The organism is Mycolicibacterium houstonense (assembly GCF_900078665.2).
GTDB lineage: Bacteria > Actinomycetota > Actinomycetes > Mycobacteriales > Mycobacteriaceae > Mycobacterium > Mycobacterium houstonense.
The window spans coordinates 4720911-4741250 of sequence record NZ_LT546207.1 but is presented as its reverse complement, the minus strand read 5'-3'; the positions used below and the strand labels follow the sequence as shown (position 1 = coordinate 4741250).

The following is a 20340-nucleotide window of genomic DNA, read 5'->3' as shown; positions in this document are numbered from 1 at the left end:
GGGTGAGGGTGAACGTCCGGTCTCAGTCCTCGAAACAGATCGGAACACTCAACGGGCCCCGGATAGCGGAGGTGTCGCGCCATTCGGGTGTTCCCATCAGTGTGGGTCGGCGCGGCAGGATGTGGCGCAAGGCAGCGGTGATTTCCAGCCGGGCCAACGGGGCACCCAGGCAGTAATGTGCGCCGTGACCGAAAGTCAGCGGGGCGGGTCCGGGTCGTCGGGGACGGAATTGGTCCGGATCGTCGTAGACGGCGGGGTCGCGGTTGGCGGCCGCGAGACAGACCAGCACAGTTTCACCACAACGGATGTGGACGCCTGCGATGGATTGGTCGGCGGTCGCGGTGCGGGCGGTGGCCTGGACCGGGCTGTCGAGGCGCAACAGTTCGGTGATCACACCCGGATCGGAAGGGTCGGTCCCGTCGGCCGGGCGCGTGCCGTTGGCATCGAGGGTGAGCAATCGGACGAGACTGGCGCCGAGCAGGTTTGCGGTGGTCTCGTGCCCGGCGACCGCGACGAGGATCGCGGTGAGGACGACCTCGTCGAGAGTGAGGTTGTCATCACCGGCAATGTAGCTCAATAGGTCGTCCCCGGGATGAACGCGGCGGTCGGCGGCCGCGGGAAGCATTTCGGCAAGGAGAGCGGCGGCCGCTGCGATTCCGTGGTCGAGTTCTTCACGATCGACGAATCCCCCGAGGATTCGGATGACGGCCGGCGAATGCTCGCGCAGCGCGTCGCACTGACCGGCATCCAGGCCCAGCCAGGCGCCGATGACCGCGATCGGCAGCGGGAGGGCGATCCGCGCCATCGCGTCGAAGGTTCGCCCGGCGGGGAGTGTGGAAGCGGTGTCATGACAGATGGATTCGATGCCGTCGGTGAGCCGGCTGATGAATGTTCGGCCGAATACGTCCCGCACCGACGCGCGCAGCCGATCATGGGCGGGGCCGTCGGTGAACAACATGCTGGCTTCGACGAGAGTCGAGTTGAAGAAATCCGTCGCACCGGCGGCAGCCAGGTTCGCCCGAGGATCGCTGGTCCAGTGCTTGCCGGTGAGCACGTCGCGGGCGGCGCGGTATCCGAGGACCAACCAGGCCTGCGCCGTGTTGTCCCATACGACGTCGCCCTCGTCGCGCCGTGCGGCATAGAACCGATAGGGATCGGCAGCGTCCCAGGGAAGCCGTGGGGCCGCAACGTCAGGGATGGTCATGGTGATCCAGTCCGAGAGGCAGTCCGCGTTCGCGTACCCAGGCGTGATGGAGCTTCCCAAGTTCCGTGGTGGGTTCGGCGATTCCAGATAGGTCCTCGAGGATGGACCGCACCGGGACCGTCGCCCGCAATCCGGCCGCGATGTGATCGAAGGCAATCTGGAGTCGGGGCAGAAACACGAACTCGCGGGTCACCGCCATGTCGCCGGTCGGCCGAAAATTCTGATCACCACCGAACATCGCGTGCAAGGTGCGCCTTGCGATGTCCGACGTATAGGTCACTGGCTGAGGCAGGTTGGTCGCATAGGCCATGTCCGAGACAATGCGCCGCAGTTCTTCAGGGCTGAGCGCTGCTTCGTCTGATATCAGTCCCATCTGGAGCATAAAATTGCGGCAATCGTCATAGCGGCCGTCCATCCCGGCATGCATCAGTGCGAGGAACAGCCAGCGGGGTCTCTCGGGGAAGGTCTGAACGCAGCCGAAGTCGAGACAACCGACAGTGCCGTCCGGGTTGAAACGGAAGTTGCCGGGATGCGGGTCGACCTGGACGAGGTTGCCATGCCGGGACCCACTGTTGATGAACCGGAAGATCGCCTCGGCCCAGGTATTCCGCAGGTCTTGTTCAGCGTGTTGGGCTGCGGCCCAATCCATCCCGTCGAGATAGGTCATGGTGAGCACCCGGTCACCGGACCCCTCCGGGACCACCTCGGGAGTACGAATGAAGGGATGACCGCGCAGCAAGTCGGCGAAGGCGGTGATCATCGCGGCTTCGTGCCCGTAGTCGACTTCCTCGGTGATCCGCGCGGTGATCTCGGCCGCCATGGCTCGGATGTCGATCGTCATCCTGGTCGCGGCAGCACCCAAGCGCATGAAAGTCAGGAGTAGTTCAGTGTTGGCCAGGTCATCGCGGATCGCCTGCGCCACGCCGGGATACTGGATCTTGACCGCCACCGCGCGTCCGTCGCGCAGCACGGCCCGGTGCACCTGGCCAATCGAGGCAGCCGCGATCGGGTCGTCGTCGAACTCGGCGAAACATTCGATGCCTGAGCCGAGTTCGTCGTTCAGGACCGTGTGCACAAGGGTTGCGGCCATCGGCGGCGCGGCGGTCTGCAATCGCGCCAACGACTTCTGGTAGGGCGCGAATCCGGTGTTGCCGATCGCCTCGGCATCCACCATCGACAGGATCTGGCCGGCCTTCATCAAGGCGCCCTTGGAGTGCCCGAGCAGCTCGGCATAACGCTCGGCCGTGCGTTCGTGGAACCGCTCGACGGCTCCGTCGCCACCGGCCTTCTCCCGCAAACCCGCGACCAGCCGGCCACCGGCCGCACGCGCGGTGAACCCGGCCAAGGGCATGGTTCGCCGGATTCGGCCGCGCGGGACATGCTTGTTGCGCTCCGGCATCGAACCACTCCCACTCGTAGTAAAGTGCATTCATACGCACAGTAAGTGATCACTTGCAGGAGGTCAACGATGGCGGCCGGATCAACCCGGGAACGGCTGGTCACCGAGGCGATGAAGCTGTTCAGCGACAGGGGATTCGAAGCCACCAGCGTGTCCCAGATCGAAGCTGCTGCCGGCCTGTCCGCCGGATCCGGCGCGCTGTATCGCCACTTCAAATCCAAGGACGCGCTGCTGTCAGCCGGTATCGACCGTCAGCTCGACCGTCGCTCGGCCATGCAGGACATCCGCGCTCTCTTTGCCGGACTCGGCGACCTCCACAGCGAGTTGACCGTGTTGGGCCGCTATGTGCTCACAGTGATCGACCAGGAGAGCGAACTGCTTCAGATCGCTGCCCGCACGCCGGCGGGGTTGTCGGATCGTCTCGATACCGCCTACGCAGCGCTCGTCGACGGGCTGTGCGACGAGCTCAACGGCTGGATCAGCGTCTGGGCCCCGCACACCTCTTCCGAGCAGACCAAGGTTCTGGCATCACTGGGGATCCACAGCCTCCTCGGAGAGCGGTTCTCCGCCAACCTGTTCCGCCGTTCGACAGCACACTCATCCGACGATGAGTACCTGAAGGAATGGACAGCCACCCTCGCGGCACGCGTTCAATCGCTCAGCTGATCGAGCCGACGCTTCTCGAGACCAGGACTAGGGGCCGCGTACTGCCTTGGCTTCGAGGTCGTGGTTGTCGACGGGTTGCCAGGGATCGTATGTGTCCGGGTCGAATTCGATCGAGGGTCGGAGCGCGGTCTCGTCGAAGTCGGTGTCTCGAAGGTGATCCCATTCGCGGATGCCGTCGGTGTCCCACGGTGGGAACGGTTCGGGTTCGGAGTCGCGCTCGAAGTCCCACGGCGCGTCGGGGTCTGATTCGCGTGGTGGGCGGCAGGTGTCGTCCCGCATGTTGCCGGGGTCGGTGTCCGGCCCATCATCGCGCGCCACCGTTGAGCCCTGCGATGGTTCGGGCTGGTGGTCGGGTGGGGTCAGCAGGAGTTCGGGGCGGTGGTGGTAGTTGATGCGGAGTTGGCCGTGGTCGAGTTCTGGGGGTGGGTGCCATTCGACATCGCCGTCGGCGTTGATGGTGGTGGTGTAGCCGCCGTCGGTGTGCACGAGGCGGTTGTCCGGGCCGCAGGCCAGGGCCATCACGTCGACATTGGTGTTGCCGCCGTTGACCCAATCTGCCATGGCGTGATGGGCCTGCGAACCGTAGGCGCCCACGGTGCAGCCGGGTTTGGTGCAGCCCCCGTCACGCGCGATCAACATGATGCGTTGAGCCGGGCTGGCGGTGCGGCGGGCCCGGAAGTAGTTAAGGGCCGCTCCGGTGGCCTTGTCGAAGATTGCCAGGTGGTGGTTGGCGTGCCCGGCCATCCGGATCACATCTTTGATCGGGATTTTGGTGCCGCCGCCGCCGACCCCGATCCCGGCGCGGCTTTCGAGGTCTTGCAGGGTGGTCCGGATGATCACCGACACCGGTAATCCGTTGAGCTGACCCAGATCTGTCATCAACGCGATGCGCCCGATGACCAGCAGGGCGTCGTGTTGGCGCTGGGCCAGGCTGCGGTGATCGTTGTCGATCTGGGCTTGGCTGGGGGTACCGGAGGTACAGGGCTGCTCGTCGCCGGGATTGCACATGCCCGGGGCGGCGAACTTGGCGAACAGCACCTCCATGACCGCGGCCGCTTCGGGGGTGAGATTGGCCGTCAGCGGCGTCATTGCGTCACGGCCCTGTTTGGCCATGGTGAGCCCGCGCCGGCGGGCGCGCTCGGTGTCATCGGGTTCGGGCCCGTCCTGATCGAGCAGGAACAACCGCAATGCGGCGGTCTCCTTGAGTTCCTTGGGGCCCACACCGACAGCCACCCGCACCAGGTCGGCCTCGAACTGGTCACGGGTGACCTGGTCGACGAAGCCGGGTAACCGTTCGACCGCGTCGCGCAGCACCCTGACGTGCTCGGCATTGATCAACCCAGCCCCCACGGCGGCCGCGACCACCGGCAGCACCGGGGGCAAGGGTTGACCGGTCAGGGCGCGGCGCGGCCCCAACTCGGCGGCCTCGCCCAGGCGGCGGGAAGCCTCGGTGGTCGACAACCGCCACCGGACCCGCAACACCTCATTCCATGATTTCGCCCCCAACTCCCGGGGCGTGGTGTCGGCCTGTAACTGCGCCAGCAGCCGGTGCAACGACACCGGCAACTGACACGTCAGCGCCTCGTACTCATCGAGCACCGCCAACAATTCGGCCCGAGACAGCGACGAGAAGTCACAGGCGACGAACGCGTCGAAGGCGGCCCGCAACACCGCCACCGCCTCAACCGCACCCGTCTGCATGATTCGAACATACATTCGACCACCGACAAGTGCGCCCCGCCGGCGCGAAGAGGATCAGGCCCGGTCCGGCGCCCAGTACTCCAGCATCTCGGCGAAGGTTTCGAAGGCGGGCTTGGAAACTCCGTAGGCCGCCTCGAAGTGGATGCTGAGCGGGAAGCCGAGCTCGGCGACCCCGTCGATCACCCGCTTGTAGAGGTCGAGCATGAGCCCACGCTTCTCGGCGGGCTCCAGGCCGGCGATACGGCCGACGAACTCTTGCTCGGCCGCCACGGCCTCATTGCCCGGATCCTGGATCAGCCAGTTGATCAGGCCGACGTTGGTCTCCATCTTCGGCACGAAGCCGAAGGACAGCAGGATCTCGGGCCGGTGGTCGGTGGTCTTGGCGAACTCGGTCAGGAACCCGACGATCGCGTCGGAGTAGAGCAGCTGCGTCATGCCGTACGTCGCACCCTGCTCGCACTTGAAGTTGAACCGGCCCTGCTCGCCCTCGCGGGTCGGGATCAGGATGGCGCCGCGGTTGGGCACCAGTTCCTCGTAGATCGACAACGCATCGGTGGGGGCGACGCCCTCACCCTCGCCGTCCTTCATGGTGCGGGGCACGCCGACGAATGCGATGCCGTCGAATCCGGCTCCGCTCAGATCGGTCAGCCGCTTGCCCAGCGACTCCTGATCCAGGAAGGAGGTTACCTGCGTGCACAGGCCGCGCATGCCGGGCAGCTCGGGCCGCAGGATGTTCCAGTAGTCCAGGACATCCATCCGCGGCTTCATCTCGATCGGCCGGTCGTCGTCCTCGTCGATCATCCCGGGGATCATGACGTGCTGAATCCGGCCTTCGATGCCGGTTTCCGCGGCCAAGGCGAGCACCTTCCGCGCCTCGTCCACGGGGTACTGCACGCCGCGTTCCAGGTTCGGCGGAACGAGCTCAAGCGCGATGGTGTTCAGGGCCACCTATTGCTCCACATCTGACGACATACCTACTCGGCGGGCGGGCGGCATTGCCCGTCACGGGCGGCGCGCCCGCATTCCACCGGACACCCCACCCTACGGACGTCGGCTGGCAACGGCGCAGGTTGGGTCGGCCCACCGGCAACCGGAGGGGCATTCGTGGTAAACCACCGGCATGGCTGAGCGCGTCACGTTCCCCAGTTCGACGGGTCCGATGCTCGCGGGGGTGATCGATCGGCCCGACGGCCCGGTGCGGGGCTGGGGCGTGTTCTCGCACGGTTTCACGCTCGGCAAGGACTCGCCGGCCGCCTCGCGCATCTGCAAGCAGCTGGCCAGTGACGGCATCGGGATGCTGCGCTTCGACGCCCTGGGGCTGGGCGATTCCGAGGGCGACTGGGGCGACGGCTCGTTCACCGTCAAGGTCAACGACGTGGTCGCGGCTTGCACGTTCATGGCCGAGCGCGGCACCTCGGCCGACATCCTGATCGGGCATTCGTTCGGCGGGGCGGCGGTGATCGCCGCGGCGCGCCAGTCCCCCGGTGTGCGGGCGGTGGTCACCGTCGGTGCGCCGTTCGATCCGACGCACGTCGAGCGTCAGTACGACGCGGTCGTCGAGCAGGTCTGCGCCGAAGGCAGCGGCCAGTGGATGGTCGGCGGCAAGAAGCTGACCCTCAAGCGCGCCTTCGTGGAGGACGTCCGCGCCGCCGAGCTGCGCGACAAGATCACCGCCCTCAAGATGCCGCTGCTGATCCTGCACTCCCCGACCGACAACACCGTCGGCATCCAGAACGCCAGCGACATCTTCTGGGCGGCCCGCCATCCGCGCAGCTTCGTGTCGCTGGAGGGTTCCCAACACCTGCTCACCGGGCCGGGACAGGCCAAACGCGCCGGACGCATCATCGGCGCGTGGGCCGACGCCTACCTCGACGTGCGATAGCGTCGCTGCATGTCTGACGCAGCCACGCAGATCGCCTTCGTGCAAGCCACCTGGCATCGCAACATCGTCGACCAGGCGCGCGCGGGGTTCACCGAACAGATCGCCACCCACGGCTTCGCCGGTGACGCGCTGGAGTTCTTCGAAGTACCCGGTGCCTTCGAAATCCCGCTCACCGCAAAGCGTCTGGCGTTGACCGGGCGGTACCGCGCCATCGTCGCGGCGGGCCTGGTGGTCGACGGCGGGATCTACCGCCATGATTTCGTGGCCACCGCGGTGATCGACGGGCTGATGCGCGTGCAGCTCGACACCGACGTACCGGTGTTCTCCGTCGTACTCACCCCGCACCATTTCCACGAGCACGACGAGCACGTCGACTACTTCACCAAGCACTTCGTGAAGAAGGGCACCGAGGCAGCCAACGCGGTCGCGGCCACGCTGGCGTTGCACAGCTCGCTCGGTTAGTCGCGCACCAGCGCGTCGCGGCCGGCCTGGATCATGTCCTCACGCGCCACCACCTTGACGCGTTCCCGTCCCTGCACCTCGCCGAGCGACATCTCGTGGGCATCGAGCCGCTCCCACTCGGCCCAGGTGGTGTAGTCCACACCGGTGGCCGACAGATGCGCGAGAATCGCGTCGGGATCACTGGTTTCGGGAGAGCGCAGCCCCGGCAGATCACTGAGCAGGCTGGCCACGGTTTCGGATGCGTCGGACTTGGTATGCCCGATCAGCCCGATCGGGCCACGCTTGATCCACCCGGTCACGTACGCCGCGTCGATCAATCCACCGTCGATGTCGAGCACCCGGCCCGCGTCGTTCGGCACCACACCGGCATGGTGGTCGAACGGTAGGTCGGCCAGATGAGTGGACAGGTAGCCGACCGCGCGGTAGACCGCCTCGACCGGCCAGTCGGTGAATTCTCCTGTACCACGGACATTTCCGTCACCGCAGAGCTCAGTACGTTCGGTACGCAGACCCTCGACCCGGTCGTAGCCCAGCACCGCCACCGGCGCCTGGCACAGATGGATGTGGATGCGGTGCGGCGCACCGGTCGGCTCACGTTGGAGGTACTTCATCATGGTGTCCACCACGAGCCGGATCGACTTGCTGGTGTTGATGGCGTGCTGGCTGGCCTCGTCGATCTCGAACCCTTCCGGATGCACGATGACGTCCACACTCGGTGAGTGCGACAGCTCGCGAAACTCCATGGGGCTGAACTTGATCTGCGCGGGCCCGCGGCGGGCGAAGACATGGACGTCAGTGGCCTGATTGGCGGCCAGCCCCTGATAGACGTTGCCGGGGATCTCGGTGCCGAGCTGTTCGTCGGCCGGCTTGGCCAACATCCGGGCGATGTCGAGTGCCACATTGCCCGCGCCCAGCACCGCGACGTTCTTGGCGGTCAGCGGCCAGGTGCGGGGCACGTCGGGATGCCCGTCGTACCAGGAGACGAAATCGGCGGCACCGTAGCTTTCCGGCAGGTCGATGCCGGGGATGTCCAGCGGCCGGTCAGCGCGCGCCCCGGTGGAGAAGATCACCGCGTCGTAATGGCGCCGCAGGTCGGACAGCCGCAGATCGGTGCCGTAGTGAACATTGCCGATGAATCGCACGCTGTTCTCGTCACGGGAGAGCACCCGGCGCAACGCCTTGATGATCTCCTTGATCCTCGGATGATCCGGCGCGACGCCGTAGCGCACGAGCCCGTAGGGCGCGGGCAAGCGGTCGAACACATCGACCCGCGCGTGCTCGTATTCCTTGGTCAGGATGTCGGCGGCATAGATGCCCGCCGGGCCCGCGCCGATGACTGCTACCTGGATCTTCCTCATGACCGCCCTTACATATTTAGGTAAGGCAAGCCTAAATATGACCGGGCATCCCGCAAGACCTCCCCAACGAGATCCGCGTCACGTGGCGACGCGGTCAGACCTCGGTGGCGCGGCGCACGTGCCCCGCGATGTGTTCGTACACCTTCCGGGTGACGTCGACATTGTTGCTCATGATGTTGTAGCCGTGGTCGACGTCGGGCACTTCGTAGTACTCGGCCAGGGCGCCCACCGCGTCGAGTTTCTGGGCGTACTGCCACGCCTCGTCGCGCAACCGGTCGTACTCGGCGGTGACGATGAGTGCGGGGGCAATGCCGCCGATCCCGTCGGCATTGGCGCCCCAGACCGGTGACACCAGGCGGTCGGTTCGCTTGGCGCGGTCGGGAACGTATGCGGTGTCGAACACGTCTCCCATCCACGGCTTCATCACCGCCTTGTTACCCAGCGCAGAGCGCTTGTCCCTGGTGGCGGTGACGAGATCCAGTGGCGGATAGTGCAGAACCTGCAGGGCGATCCGCGGCCCGCCGTTCTCCAGAGCCAGCCGAGCGGCGCCGGCGGACAAGCTGCCGCCCGCACTCTGGCCGCCGACACACAAGCGGCCGCCGTCCCACTCCCGCTCCGGCGCCGAAGCCCAGCCGAGCACGTCATAGATCTGTTCCACCGGCGTGGGAAAACGACGATGCGGGGCCAGCAGGTAATCCGTATTGACCACAACAACATTCGCGTGCTCGGCGAGGAATCGGCACCACGGGTCGTCCTGCTCACGATGACCCACGACGAAGCCGCCGCCATGGACGTTGACGTACACCGGGGAGCTCGCATCGCCCGACGGCGGGTGATACACCGTCGCGGCGACATCGCCATGGCGGGTGGGGATCGTCACAAAGGTTGTGCGGCCCTGGATTTCAGGGAAGCGGACTCCAGGTTTGGCCAATGGGTTCACCATCGCGGAGAACATCCGGGCCAGAGCATCGGCCGTCATCTGCTTGGACAGTATGGACACGGTTTCCTTCGAATAAGGGGTCGAGCCAACAACAATCGCACTCGACGCTACCCCGCACAACTCAATTCAGGGTGTCTGACGGATACTCACCGAAGGCGTGCCGATAAGCAGCGGCGAAACGCCCGGTATGGGCGAATCCCCAGCGAGCCGCAACGGCTTGCACGGTGGTTGTCGCCGGATCGGCGTTGAGCAGCTGCTGACGGGCATGGTCCAGGCGCACTCGGCGCAGATAACCCATCGGTGAGACGTCCAGGTGACGGCGGAACATGTATTGCAGCGCACGGGGTGTGACGTAGATGGCCTCGGCGATGTCGACGAGCGCGATGTCGCGATCCGCATTGGCTTCGATGTAGGCGATCGCGCGCCGCAGCAATGGCGGTTTCGCGTCGCTCCGGTCGGTCGGACCGGGCTCCAGCCCCGCGTTGGTCGGCATGGTGGAGATCACCGTCGCCGCCAGCATCGATGCGGCGGTCGAGGCGACCAGTGCTGGAACGGGCCCATTATCGCCCTGCACCAACGAGCGCACGTATTCGATCGCAACCTTGAGCTGATATCCGGCCTGCGGCGATATCGGCCGGTGACCCGTCAACCGCACGGGTCCGGTCCGTTCACCAGGTCCGGTCGTCGCGACGCGCCCGAGAAGTTCGGCATCGAACATGGTCAGGTCGTAGCCGGCGCGGCACACCCGGCCCGAGTACGGAAGCTCCGGCGGCGACAGCAACGTGACATCGCCGGGACCGAAGACATCCTGCGGTTCACCGATGAAGTTCTCCTCGATGCGACCCGAATGCACGCGGCACAGGCAGATCTTGTTCAACGGATCTGCGTCGTAGGACATGTGATAGTCGAGCTCGAGCTCGTCGAAATTGATCGGCCCAAGCCACTTCCGCACGATGCGCGTGGTCGGACGCTCGCCCGGCCCCCGCGCGATCGACATCTTCGTGTAGGCGCGCACCAGAAATTCCTCGGTTGCGCCGAGGTCCGCGCTGGCGAAATCCAGGTCTTCGTTCGCGGTCATCACGCTCGCTCAAAGTAGGCCACACGGGGTCTGGCTGGCCCCGCAATAACCAGCCTACCTGCGCCGCTTACGTTGTATACGGCGAACGAGTGCGCCTGCCCCGGGCAATCAGCCAGAACCGACGGTCGGGTCGGCCACACCGACCACAGGGAGCTGATGGTCCGGGATGACCCGCAGGAGCGGGCGAATCGCGTCTCCCGTCACCACGTGCCAGGCCAGGTGTGCCCGGGCACATTCGTGAGCGAACGCCAAGAGGTCACGGAATCCGCTGACCGACATGAACCCGACTGCACGCAGGTCCAGGATGAAGGCAATACCGGGTTGCTGGAGACGACGGATCGCGGCGATCAGCCGGTCCGAGTTGCAGATGTCGATCTCGCCCTCGACCGCCAGAACGGTAGCCGGGCCCCGGACATACGCGCAGACCCGCGCTCCGGCGCAATCGATCACGCAGGTGTCGGACGACCTGACCGGCCGCAGCCGATCAGAATAGTGAGCAAGCGTCATGATGGACCCCATCGCCGAGCTCCGAGGGACGAGGTACCCCTCGACCACGTGACCGGCTGTGTGCTCAACCCGCGTCGAGGTTACCGCGATCATGGTCGGCAGGGATCGATACGGACAACGCCGCCACACCGGGATCAACATGGAATGCCTTCGACAACAACGGTTCTCGCCAATCTCTCGCCATAGTTCGGCGGATCAGGATTTCGTTGTCCGGATAGCGACGAAGGCGTGCATGTTCGTTTATTGACCCAACCGCAGGGGGCGGCGCCGCGAAATCTTGCCCTGTCTACCGAGGATCACCGGGAGCAAACATGAACTTGGATCATTTCAGCAATGTGCGACGATTTATCCGTGGTAACCCACAAGCCACTCCGGCGTCGGCAACCAGTACAGGAGCGCAGCAGACGACGCGTCGAACGTATTCGGGCCGCCGCGCTCGAGCTGCTGGAGACCAATGGTGTCGATGCCGTCACCACCCGCGCCATCGCCCAGCGGGCCGAGGTGCCGGTCGCGACGGTTTATCAGTTCTTCCCCAACCGGGACGCCATCCTGCAGGAGATCGTGGCCGACCATCTGGACCGGCGCGACGCCGAAGGCGCCGCGATACTGGCCGCCCTGACCCCGGCCAGTCTGGCCGAGGTGGCCCACGGCATCTTCGAGTTCCACTACGAGCACCTGCGCAACCATCCGCATCTGGTCAACCTGCACTACACGAGCCTGGCCAGCGGTCTGCTCGCCGACCCACGTGCACGCCGGGCAGATTTCGCCCGGGCCCTGCACGGAGCCCTGCTGCATTGGGGCCTGTTGCGCGAAGGCACTGATCCACTGGTCACGATGGTGGCCGTGGAGATGGGTGATCGCCTGCTGGAGATGGCATTCCACGCCGGTCCGGAGAAAGACCGCGAGATCCTCACCGAGGGCGAACGGGCGCTGACCCGGTATCTACAGACCTACGCCGCACCCACCGCCTGATCGACGCGTTCCTGTTTGGCCACGGCAAACCGGGCGAGGGTCCCGATGAACCGGTCGAGTTCCGCGGACCCGGTGACGCGGAGGCGGGCATCGGGCACCCAGCACCCGTCGCACCGGTCGAGCACGACGACATCCGCCGGGTCGGCGAAGACGGGGATCGCGATCCCCGGGGACACCGGGTCGCGCCAGTTCTCGACGATGTGCACCTGAAGCGGCCTGCCGTCGAGTCGCCGGATCCGCACGAGCAATGACGTCACCGCGACCGCGACCCTCGCGGTCGGGTACTCGCCGCCGATGCCGACCTGCACGACGTCGTCGACGAGCGGAACGGTGAGCAGGATCGAACCCGGCCTGAGTTGATCCAGCAGAGCCGACGTAGACGCGCGCATGCCGCTAATGATTATCATTTTCATCATTCGCCATCAACTGCGGCGGCAACGGCGCTGGTCAGCAGGTCAGCGACTACGAGTGTCGCTGCCGCTGCCACCTACCTCGGCCGCCAGCGGCGGGGGCAGCGGGGTAGTCGGCGTCGCGGAAACCGGGGCGCTGGGCGCCTCCTGAGCACCCGGGCGGTGGAAGTCGATCATCGCCTCCTCCCGGATCACCTTCTCGCCGACACTGAGCACCAGCGATTTCGAGGTCACCATGTACTCGATGCCGGCGTTCTCCGCGAGAAATGCACCGTTGCCGTTGCCGGTGGCCGGCACGATCAATTTCGCGCCGTCGCGCAGCCGCACGCCGCGGTATTCGTACTTGCCGCCGGACACCGAGCAGATCGCCACGCGGGAGGCGTCGGTGCTGCCGAACAGCACGGTGGCGTCGGCACTGGCGCACCGCGCCGTGGAATCGACGTATCCGCGCGCATCACTGGCCGGCGCGGCCGAGGCCGCCGGAATTCCCACCGCGAGCAACGAGACACCCGCCGTCACCGCAGCGGTGATACAGCGACGCGAGAACCAGACACCAGACATCGACTACCACTGAACCACGGCTTTGCTAATTACGGGAACGTCAACCCCGAGACACCACCGAATCGTTAGATCCCCGCAACACAGCCGATGGTTCGCCCGGGCTGAACCGCACCGGAATGTAGCGATAGCCGCGCGTCACGGAGTTGCCGTGGAACACCGCGGTGCCGGCCGGATCCAGCACGACGTCGGGCATCCGGGCCAGCACCTGCTCGAGTCCCACGGCGAACTCGAGGCGGGCCAGGTTGGAGCCGAGGCACCGGTGCACACCCGCCCCGAAGCCGAGATGACGGTTGGCCGTACGGTCCAGCACACACCGATCCGGATCCGGGAAATGCGCCGCGTCGCGGTTGGCCGCGGCGTAGTTGACCAGGACCGAGTCGCCCGGACAGAACGTGTGCCCGCCCAGCTCCACGTTCTCGGCCACGGTGCGGGGCAGGCTGTGGACCGAGCCGGCGAATCGGATGAACTCCTCGACGGCCCTGGGCAGGATCTCGGGTTCGGCGATCAGCCGGTCACGTTCAGCAGGATGGCCCGCCAGGTAGTGGAAGGCGAAAGACATCGCACTGGCCGTGGTTTCGAGGCCGGCCTGAACGAGCAGGATGGCGTTGGCCACGATGTCGTTGAACGGCAACGGGTCCCCGGCGATCTCGGCGTGCAGCAGCACATCGATCACGTCGTCGCGCGGTGGCGCCGTGGCGCGGGCCGACACCGCATCGTGGACATGCTGGTACAAGCCACCCCAGGCCAGCGCCCGGTCCTGTTCGGAATGGCCGTTGAGCGCGGTGTCGACCAGCTCCAGGCACAGCGGGACATCGCCGACCGGCATGCCGAGCAGGTACTTGAAGAACACGATGCCGGGCTGCTGCCAGGCGATCTGGGCCAGGTCTCCTGATCCCTGCTCGATGAAAGTGTCCAGTAGCAGGTCGGTTTCGGCCCGGATCTGCGGAGTCAGTGCCTTCATCCGCGCCGGGGAGAAGTACGGGTTGAGCACCTTGCGGAACGACTGCTGCCGCGGCGGGTCGAGGGTGATCACCAGATCGCCGCCGGCCTGCTGCGCACCCTCTGGTGTCGGATTGCTGGAGAAGTGCTGCCAGTCCTGCGCGATCTGATAGCACTCGTCGTAACCCAGTGCGACCCATGCACCGTCGGTCGGAAAGAACGGTGTCGCGGTGTGCACGATCGGTGCACGTTCGCGCATCACCGCATACACCTCGTACAGCAGGTCGTGATCGTTGAAGTCCTCGTGCCGCAGATCCCAGTCACGCGCGTGCTCTTCGGCAGACTTGGCCATCTACCGCCCCTGTTCCTGGGCCTGGCGGGCCAGGCGTTCCTCGTGGCGGCGCACCAGCTCGCGGAAGCCCAGCCGGTCGTACTTCGGTGTCGGCTGGATCCCCCACTCGTCGCGGGCGGTGTCCTTGCCCTCGGCACCCTCGGGCGGGCCGAGCATCGGGTACGGGTGCTTGCACTCCAGGGTGTCGTCGGAGTAGCGGACCTTGAGCAGCTCGCTGCAGATCTCGGTCATGCTCAGCGTCGGATACCCGTAGTAGACCGCCATGAACGGCAGCGTGAACGCGCCTTCGATGACCAGGGCGACCAGGCAGACCAGCACGGCCCGTTTGATCCACTTGTGCATGTTGGCGTAGTACGGCGTGGTTCCCGGGGGCAGGTCCTTCTTGGTTTCGGTGCTTTCTGTGCTTTCCTTGCGGGTCGACACCATGTGCTCCTCAGAAGTTGTTCAGTCGGTGAAGATTTCGCGGTTGACCGTGTGCAGATACGGAATCGCCAAGAACGGCGTGATGTAGAAGATGTCGTAGATCCACCAGCCGATCACCGGGAAGATCACTCCGGCGTAGCGAACATCGGCGAACATCGTCATGTTGAACACGTAGACACACCAGATGACCACGCCCATCCAGCAGGTGACGATCATCCACTGGTGCCCCCACCGCTTCATCTGCAGGAAACCGATCGCGGCGGCGCAACGCATCGCGAAGACCGTGACGATCATCCCGAAGACCATCGACTTCTCGCCCGGGCCACCCGATCCGCCGATCCACAGTTCGTTGTAATGCCAGAAGTAGCCGGCATCGAACATGTTTCCCCAGCCGACCATGAGCACCCGGTTGATCAGCGTGTGGTTGGCCACCAGGTCCAATGCCCAGCCCAGGCTGTTGAGCGCACCGTCGATCAGCACCAGATAGCCGATCAGTGTGACGATCATCGGCCGCACCGACAGCCCGGCGCGCTGGGCCTGACGCTGCAGCCACACTCCGCGCATGAAGATGGGAAACCCGATCAGTCCGGGAATCCACATGCCCATCAGCAGCGCACCGACGATCATCCACTTGTCGGCCCGTCGCTGCGCGAGCCGGGACTGCTCGTGATGGTCTTCCAGCGTCACCGAATCCGACTGCGCCAGTGGCAGGTTCACAGCTCCCACCAGCCCCTGGCGAACGACATGTACAGCTGGATACAGAACATCGCGAACAGATAGCCGTAGATGACCACCTGCAGAACGATCAACGCGCGCTTACGCTTTCGCTCCTGCTCGTTCACCAGAAAATCCTCTCCTAGGTTTGCAGGCCTGCGGCCGCGACCTCACGCAGCCCGTCGGTGACCGCTCCGTCGGTGCTCAGCGGCGCGAGAACACAGGCCTCGGCGGCCTCGAGTTCGGTGGCGCCCGCGGCGACCAGCTGGCCCGCGGTGACCAGCACCCGCGTCGAAGGCGGTTCGAAATGGAACGCGGCGTCGGCCCCCCGGATCGCGGTCGCGCAGGCGACCAGGCGAGTCGCGGCGTCGCGGCCCACTCCGGTCTCCGCAACGATCACCTCGGCCTCACGCTCCGGTGGCAGATAGGTCATCGCCAGCGTGACAAACCGTTGCCGGAACGACGGTTTGAGTTCCTTGAGCGAGCTCCGGTAGGCCGGGTTGTAGGAGCACACCAGCATGAAGGTGTCCGGTGCCACCACCACCTCGCCGGCCCGGTCCAGGTACAGGGCCCGGCGGTGGTCGGTGAGCGAATGCAGGATGGCCAGCGAGTCGTGGCGGGCCTCGACCACCTCGTCCAGATAACAGATGGCACCGGCCTTGACCGCGCGGGTCAGCGGACCGTCGGTCCACACCACGTCGCCCCCGGTGATCATGAACCGGCCCACCAGGTCTGAGCTGGTGAGGTCGTCGTGGCAACTGATCGTCACCACCGGGCGCTGCAGCAGGGAGCCCATGTGTTCGACCAGACGGGTCTTGCCACACCCGGTCGGCCCCGTCAACATCACCGGCAGCCGGCGGGCGTAGGCCTGCTCGAACAGCTGGATCTCGTTGCCGTTGGCGAAGTACGTGTCGCTGCTCATTTTCTCCTCCCGATCACGCCGCGACCAGCTCGCGGTGCACGTGCGCCAGGACCCGTGGCAGTTCCTCGACGCGGCGGATCCGTTGGGACCGACGCGGGCCGAACACCTCGGGCAGCGGGTCGACACGGGTGGGACCGACGCCGACGTAGTACACGGCCACTCCGGCGTCGTTGGCCTCCTCCACCGCGTGCGCGGTGTCCGCCCAGGCGTAACGGCCCTCATAGCCCTCGTCGGAGATCAGCCCGTCACCGATGACGATCAGCAGCCGCCGCTCCGAGGGTTGCGCCAGCAGGCGGCTGGTCAGGTGTCGCAGCGGCGCACCGAGCCGGGTGTAGCCTCCGGTTACCAGGCCGGCGGTGCTCGGCGGGACGAACCGGCGATCCTCGAAGTCCTTGAGACACTGCACTTCCACCCGATGCCGGGTGTTGCCGGTGAACACGAAGATGCCGTGGCGTTCGCGGGCCAGGCTCATGGCTCGCGACAGCGCGTCGGCGCAGTCCAGTTCCAACCGGAAGATCCGGCCCCCGTGCACACCCAGCGACGAACTGCCGTCGAGCAACAGCGCGGTGGTGACATCCCGGCTGCTCGGCAGCAGCTCCCGGAACACCCGCGGTTCGCCTGCCTCGCCGGTGGCCAGATCGATGTGGTGGCGTACATAGGAATCCACGTCCAGGTCCGACCCGTCGTCCAACTTGCCGATCATCGCGCGGTGGGTGTGTTCGGCGAACCAGGCCCGCAGGTCGGCCGAGACCGGAGTGGTCCGACGGCCGCCCGGTGGCTTGGCGTGCTCGACCACGGCGACGTGATCGCGCAGGAAACTGTCCGTCCATGCATTCCACTCCGGGTACGGAATGCCCGGCCGGTGCTGCGGGGTGACGTCGAGGTCATTGTCCTGGGGGCGGCTCGGCGGTGGCAGATTCGGGTTACGGACCCCGCCGTCGCCGCCGACCGGGACGGAATACGGCCGGGGCAGGCGCTTCTGGGTGGTGGTCCACGGCATCCGGCCGAACCTGCGGCGCAGCCGGTCGCCGAGCCCGGCCGGAACGGTGTATGCCACGGGCAGCCGGCCCAGCAATGGGTCCACGTCGACGGGGCCGCGGTGCCGGGCCCGTCCCACCGCACGTTCGAGCATGTCGGCGGCAGGCAGATCCGCGTCTGCACACGCCAGATCCGGTAGGAGTCTTCGAATTTCGGGGAGCAGGCCAGGCCATCGGACAGCCACCCAGCCCAGGGCCACCTCGCCCTCCACCACGCTGAGGGCCCGGAGCTCACGGGCGGACAGTTCGTTCAACCGGTAGTGGACGAGCCGCTCCTTGGCCGGCGCACACTGCAGGGCCACGCCGCAGGTCAGCGATCGTCGGGTCCAGGAGGCAACGACGGCTGGGTACGGCACGTGCACGTGATCCAGCGCCGCCGACAGTCCGAAACCGCGCTGTGCGCCGGTGACCAGCCGTACTCCTTCGCGGCGGCCGTCACTGAGCGCGACGGCGGTCAGCGCGCAGCTGCGCTCGAGGGCGATGGCGTCGTGGTCGGCCATCGGCTCAGAACGTGCCGATGTTGGAGAACATCCAGTACCAGAACCAGATGATCAGGGCGGTGCCGCCCCATGCGCCGACATAGCGGCAGATTTCCCAGAGCACTGCATCCTCCTCCATAGGATTCCTGACTTGAGTCAATGTCCGCGCATCAGTCGGTGAAGATCTCGCGGTTGACGGTGTGCAGGTACGGGATCGCCAAGAACGGCGTGATGTAGAAGATGTCGTAGAGCCACCAGCCGATCACCGGGAAGATCGTCCCGGCGTAACGCACGTCGGCGAACATCGTCATGTTGAACACGTATCCGCACCAGATGACCACACCCATCCAGCAGGTGACGATCATCCACTGATGCCCCCACCGCTTCATCTGCAGAAAGCCGATGCCTGCCGCGATCCGCATGGTGAACACCGTGAGGATGAGGGCGACCTCCCAGGCCTTCTCGCCCGGGCCACCGGCACCGCCCACCCACAGCTCGTTGAAATGCCAGAAGTAGCCGGCATCAAACATGTTGCCCCAGCCGGTCAGGAGCACTCGGGCGAGCAGGCTGTGGTTGCCGATCAGGTCCAGTGACCAGCCCATCGCGTTGATCGCGGCGTCGATGATCACGAGGTAGCCGAGCAGCGTGACCATCATGGGCCGTACCGACAGGCCCTCGCGCTGGGCGCGGCGCAGCAACCAGACGCCGCGCAGGAAGATCGGCAGCCCGACGACGCCCAGCACGGCGCTGCCGATCAGCAATGAGCCGACGATCAGCCACTTGTCGGCCTGCCGCTGCGCGAGCCGGGACCGCTCGTCGTGGTCGGCCGGGGACGGCTCACCCGCCACGGCCGCACGCCGCGGTCTCAGGGTCGGCAAATTCACGGGTCCTCCAGTCGGCCGTCCGATTTTGACTGACTATAGTCAATGAGTCGTCGGCTCGACAGGACCGTCCGGTACCGGTTCTAGGGCGCCAGGCTCCGCATGGTCCTGACCACGTAGTCCTCGAGCAGGGCGTCGCGGGTTGGCCAATCGTTGGTGGTGATCAACAGCGCATAGAAGCCGAGCAGGAAGAACACCGCGCTGTTCCACGGGTTGACGTCGGCGGCGACCGCTCCCTGCTGCTGGGCCAGTTCGATCTCCCCGACCACCCCGGAGATCACCGGGTGCTCCTGACTTTCCGGCGCGGGCGGACGGGTCTGCGAGAAGTGCAGGGCCAGAAAGTCTTTGAACAGCACCTTGCCGAGGCGGCGCTCCAGGGCGATGACCAGCCGCATGGCCTCACGCAGGCCATCTTCCAGGCTGTGCGGCTTCTTGAGGAACTGGGTGTATTGCTTGGCGATGCGTTCCTCTTCGCGCTGCTCGAGCTCCAGCAGCACGTGTTCCTTGGTGGGGAAATGGAAGAAGAACGTGCCGTGCGCGACGCCTGCGGCGGTGACGATCGCGCCGACATCCGCCTCGGCCATCCCCGCGCGTTTGAACTCCGCGATCGCCGCGCCCATCAACCGCTCACGCGTCTGCAGGCGCTTCGCCTCACGCGCAGACAACCCGTCTGCCACAGCCATTCGNGGCGGTGGAGGCGCTGCCTGTGCGGGCGGGGGCGGCGGAGGCGGTGGCGCGACGGAGGCGGCGTCGATCTTGCCGGTCAACCGGGTCAACGCCTGATCACGGACCGTGCGCCGATCCGGATCGGGATCGGCGTTGCCTGCGAAGCACCCCTCCGGCGCCCGGTCCACCACGTCTCGGGCGCCCAGGTAGTGGGCCTGGGCGGTCCGATCGTCTGCCGCCGCGGCCGCGCGGTCGCCAAGGGTTTCCCGGATCAGCTCCAGATTGACCATGGCCGAACATGATTCATCACCGCCGAGGTGGGGCAGCGCCGATGAGAAGTGCCGGTCCGCGTCGGTGAGCCGGTCCTCGAGCACGGCCAGGGCGCCCGCGGCGAAGTCGGCCTTGCCGGGCTCGACGACGTCGGCCACCTGAAGCACCCCCACCTCACGTGCCAAGGCCCCGGTGTCGCGGTCGGTGAAGCTGGATTGCGCCGAGGCCCCGAACACCACGACCGACAGCAGTTTGACCACGGCCGCGACGGCCAACAGCGCCACCGGGGCGGAATACAGCAGCAGGCGCCGGCGCAGGGTACTCATGGCCGCAACCCGACATGGATGGACTGGGTGCGCCGGTACTCGCGAAGCACCAGATACAGCTCGGCCAGGAGCAGCAGCGCGGCCACGCCGGCGAAGACCCAGTACAGCCTGGTGGCCGAGGTCACCGGTGGCGCGGCGGGAGTCTGTCCGCCGGCCTCGTCGGCTCCGAGGGCGTCGGCCGGCGGGGCCGC

Annotated in this window: 22 protein-coding genes and 1 pseudogene; 4 read left to right on the top strand and 19 right to left on the bottom strand. The window is 66.3% G+C overall.

Going from position 1 to position 20340, the window contains the following annotated elements; genetic code table 11:
- Window positions 1-22 precede the first annotated feature (22 nt).
- Together BN4332_RS23765 and BN4332_RS23760 are read right to left on the bottom strand one after the other, a co-directional pair.
- On the bottom strand, window positions 23-1204 hold the full coding sequence (locus tag BN4332_RS23765; protein WP_066901947.1) for a cytochrome P450: 1182 nt from the start codon (window positions 1202-1204) through the stop codon (window positions 23-25).
- Entirely contained in the window at window positions 1191-2603 is a 1413-nt protein-coding gene (locus BN4332_RS23760; protein WP_235654187.1) for an ABC1 kinase family protein, read from the bottom strand. The genes BN4332_RS23765 and BN4332_RS23760 overlap by 14 nt, the downstream gene beginning before the upstream one ends.
- Window positions 2604-2672: 69 nt before the next feature.
- Between BN4332_RS23760 and BN4332_RS23755 the strand changes: the two genes are divergently transcribed.
- Window positions 2673-3269 (top strand): TetR/AcrR family transcriptional regulator, encoded by a 597-nt coding sequence (locus tag BN4332_RS23755; RefSeq protein ID WP_066901946.1) that lies wholly within the window; start codon window positions 2673-2675, stop codon window positions 3267-3269.
- A gap of 27 nt (window positions 3270-3296) precedes the next feature.
- Here BN4332_RS23755 and BN4332_RS23750 read toward each other — a convergent pair whose 3' ends face one another.
- Window positions 3297-4985 (bottom strand): HNH endonuclease signature motif containing protein, encoded by a 1689-nt coding sequence (locus BN4332_RS23750; protein ID WP_084459389.1) that lies wholly within the window; start codon window positions 4983-4985, stop codon window positions 3297-3299.
- A 39-nt stretch (window positions 4986-5024) separates the two neighbouring features.
- Entirely contained in the window at window positions 5025-5918 is an 894-nt protein-coding gene (locus BN4332_RS23745; RefSeq protein WP_066901945.1) for a mycobacterial-type methylenetetrahydrofolate reductase, read from the bottom strand.
- A 172-nt stretch (window positions 5919-6090) separates the two neighbouring features.
- Here BN4332_RS23745 and BN4332_RS23740 point away from each other — a divergent pair, with 172 nt between their 5' ends.
- Together BN4332_RS23740 and BN4332_RS23735 are read left to right on the top strand one after the other, a co-directional pair.
- Entirely contained in the window at window positions 6091-6852 is a 762-nt protein-coding gene (locus tag BN4332_RS23740; protein WP_066901944.1) for an alpha/beta hydrolase family protein, read from the top strand.
- A 9-nt stretch (window positions 6853-6861) separates the two neighbouring features.
- The gene (locus BN4332_RS23735; RefSeq protein ID WP_066901943.1) at window positions 6862-7314 is read left to right on the top strand and encodes a 6,7-dimethyl-8-ribityllumazine synthase; all 453 of its coding nucleotides are present in this window, start codon (window positions 6862-6864) and stop codon (window positions 7312-7314) included.
- Here the strand turns inward: BN4332_RS23735 and BN4332_RS23730 are convergent.
- From BN4332_RS23730 to BN4332_RS23715, 4 genes are all read right to left on the bottom strand, one after another.
- Window positions 7311-8672 carry an FAD-dependent oxidoreductase gene (locus BN4332_RS23730; RefSeq protein ID WP_066901942.1) on the bottom strand — a complete coding sequence of 454 codons (1362 nt, stop codon included), beginning with the start codon at window positions 8670-8672 and terminating at the stop codon, window positions 7311-7313. The two genes, BN4332_RS23735 and BN4332_RS23730, sit on opposite strands and share 4 nt — an antisense overlap.
- A gap of 94 nt (window positions 8673-8766) precedes the next feature.
- Window positions 8767-9615 (bottom strand): alpha/beta hydrolase, encoded by an 849-nt coding sequence (locus tag BN4332_RS23725; protein WP_084459392.1) that lies wholly within the window; start codon window positions 9613-9615, stop codon window positions 8767-8769.
- Window positions 9616-9733: 118 nt separating this feature from the next.
- Window positions 9734-10690, bottom strand: a complete 957-nt coding sequence (locus BN4332_RS23720) for a helix-turn-helix transcriptional regulator (protein WP_066901940.1) — start codon at window positions 10688-10690, stop codon at window positions 9734-9736.
- Window positions 10691-10798: 108 nt separating this feature from the next.
- Window positions 10799-11197, bottom strand: coding sequence for an STAS domain-containing protein (locus BN4332_RS23715; protein WP_074133168.1), 399 nt, complete (start codon window positions 11195-11197; stop codon window positions 10799-10801).
- A gap of 351 nt (window positions 11198-11548) precedes the next feature.
- On the opposite strand from BN4332_RS23715, the gene BN4332_RS23710 reads away from it, so the two are divergent.
- Window positions 11549-12169: a TetR/AcrR family transcriptional regulator gene (locus BN4332_RS23710; protein WP_066901977.1), complete on the top strand. Its 621-nt coding sequence runs from the start codon at window positions 11549-11551 to the stop codon at window positions 12167-12169.
- Here BN4332_RS23710 and BN4332_RS23705 read toward each other — a convergent pair.
- The 11 genes and pseudogenes from BN4332_RS23705 to BN4332_RS23660 all read right to left on the bottom strand — a co-directional run.
- Window positions 12148-12558: a hypothetical protein gene (locus BN4332_RS23705; protein ID WP_066901938.1), complete on the bottom strand. Its 411-nt coding sequence runs from the start codon at window positions 12556-12558 to the stop codon at window positions 12148-12150. The two genes, BN4332_RS23710 and BN4332_RS23705, sit on opposite strands and share 22 nt — an antisense overlap.
- A 66-nt stretch (window positions 12559-12624) precedes the next feature.
- Window positions 12625-13140, bottom strand: a complete 516-nt coding sequence (locus BN4332_RS23700) for a hypothetical protein (protein WP_066901937.1) — start codon at window positions 13138-13140, stop codon at window positions 12625-12627.
- 40 nt (window positions 13141-13180) lie between these two features.
- The gene (locus tag BN4332_RS23695; RefSeq protein ID WP_066901936.1) at window positions 13181-14431 is read right to left on the bottom strand and encodes a cytochrome P450; all 1251 of its coding nucleotides are present in this window, start codon (window positions 14429-14431) and stop codon (window positions 13181-13183) included.
- Window positions 14432-14773 (bottom strand): hypothetical protein, encoded by a 342-nt coding sequence (locus BN4332_RS23690; RefSeq protein WP_235654300.1) that lies wholly within the window; start codon window positions 14771-14773, stop codon window positions 14432-14434. It abuts the gene before it with no gap.
- Between the two features lie 102 nt (window positions 14774-14875).
- Window positions 14876-15571: a hypothetical protein gene (locus tag BN4332_RS23685; RefSeq protein ID WP_066901934.1), complete on the bottom strand. Its 696-nt coding sequence runs from the start codon at window positions 15569-15571 to the stop codon at window positions 14876-14878.
- Window positions 15568-15696 carry a hypothetical protein gene (locus tag BN4332_RS34940; RefSeq protein ID WP_264012348.1) on the bottom strand — a complete coding sequence of 43 codons (129 nt, stop codon included), beginning with the start codon at window positions 15694-15696 and terminating at the stop codon, window positions 15568-15570. The genes BN4332_RS23685 and BN4332_RS34940 overlap by 4 nt, the downstream gene beginning before the upstream one ends.
- A 14-nt stretch (window positions 15697-15710) precedes the next feature.
- The gene (locus BN4332_RS23680) at window positions 15711-16490 is read right to left on the bottom strand and encodes a CbbQ/NirQ/NorQ/GpvN family protein (protein ID WP_066901933.1); all 780 of its coding nucleotides are present in this window, start codon (window positions 16488-16490) and stop codon (window positions 15711-15713) included.
- Window positions 16491-16503: 13 nt separating this feature from the next.
- On the bottom strand, window positions 16504-18027 hold the full coding sequence (locus BN4332_RS23675; protein ID WP_066901932.1) for a nitric oxide reductase activation protein NorD: 1524 nt from the start codon (window positions 18025-18027) through the stop codon (window positions 16504-16506).
- Between the two features lie 149 nt (window positions 18028-18176).
- Complete coding sequence (locus BN4332_RS23670; RefSeq protein WP_066901931.1) at window positions 18177-18890, bottom strand: hypothetical protein; 714 nt, start codon at window positions 18888-18890, stop codon at window positions 18177-18179.
- Window positions 18891-18970: 80 nt separating this feature from the next.
- Complete coding sequence (locus BN4332_RS23665; RefSeq protein ID WP_066901976.1) at window positions 18971-19570, bottom strand: TetR/AcrR family transcriptional regulator; 600 nt, start codon at window positions 19568-19570, stop codon at window positions 18971-18973.
- A 575-nt stretch (window positions 19571-20145) separates the two neighbouring features.
- Window positions 20146-20340: pseudogene (locus BN4332_RS23660) on the bottom strand (hypothetical protein); the annotation flags it as partial.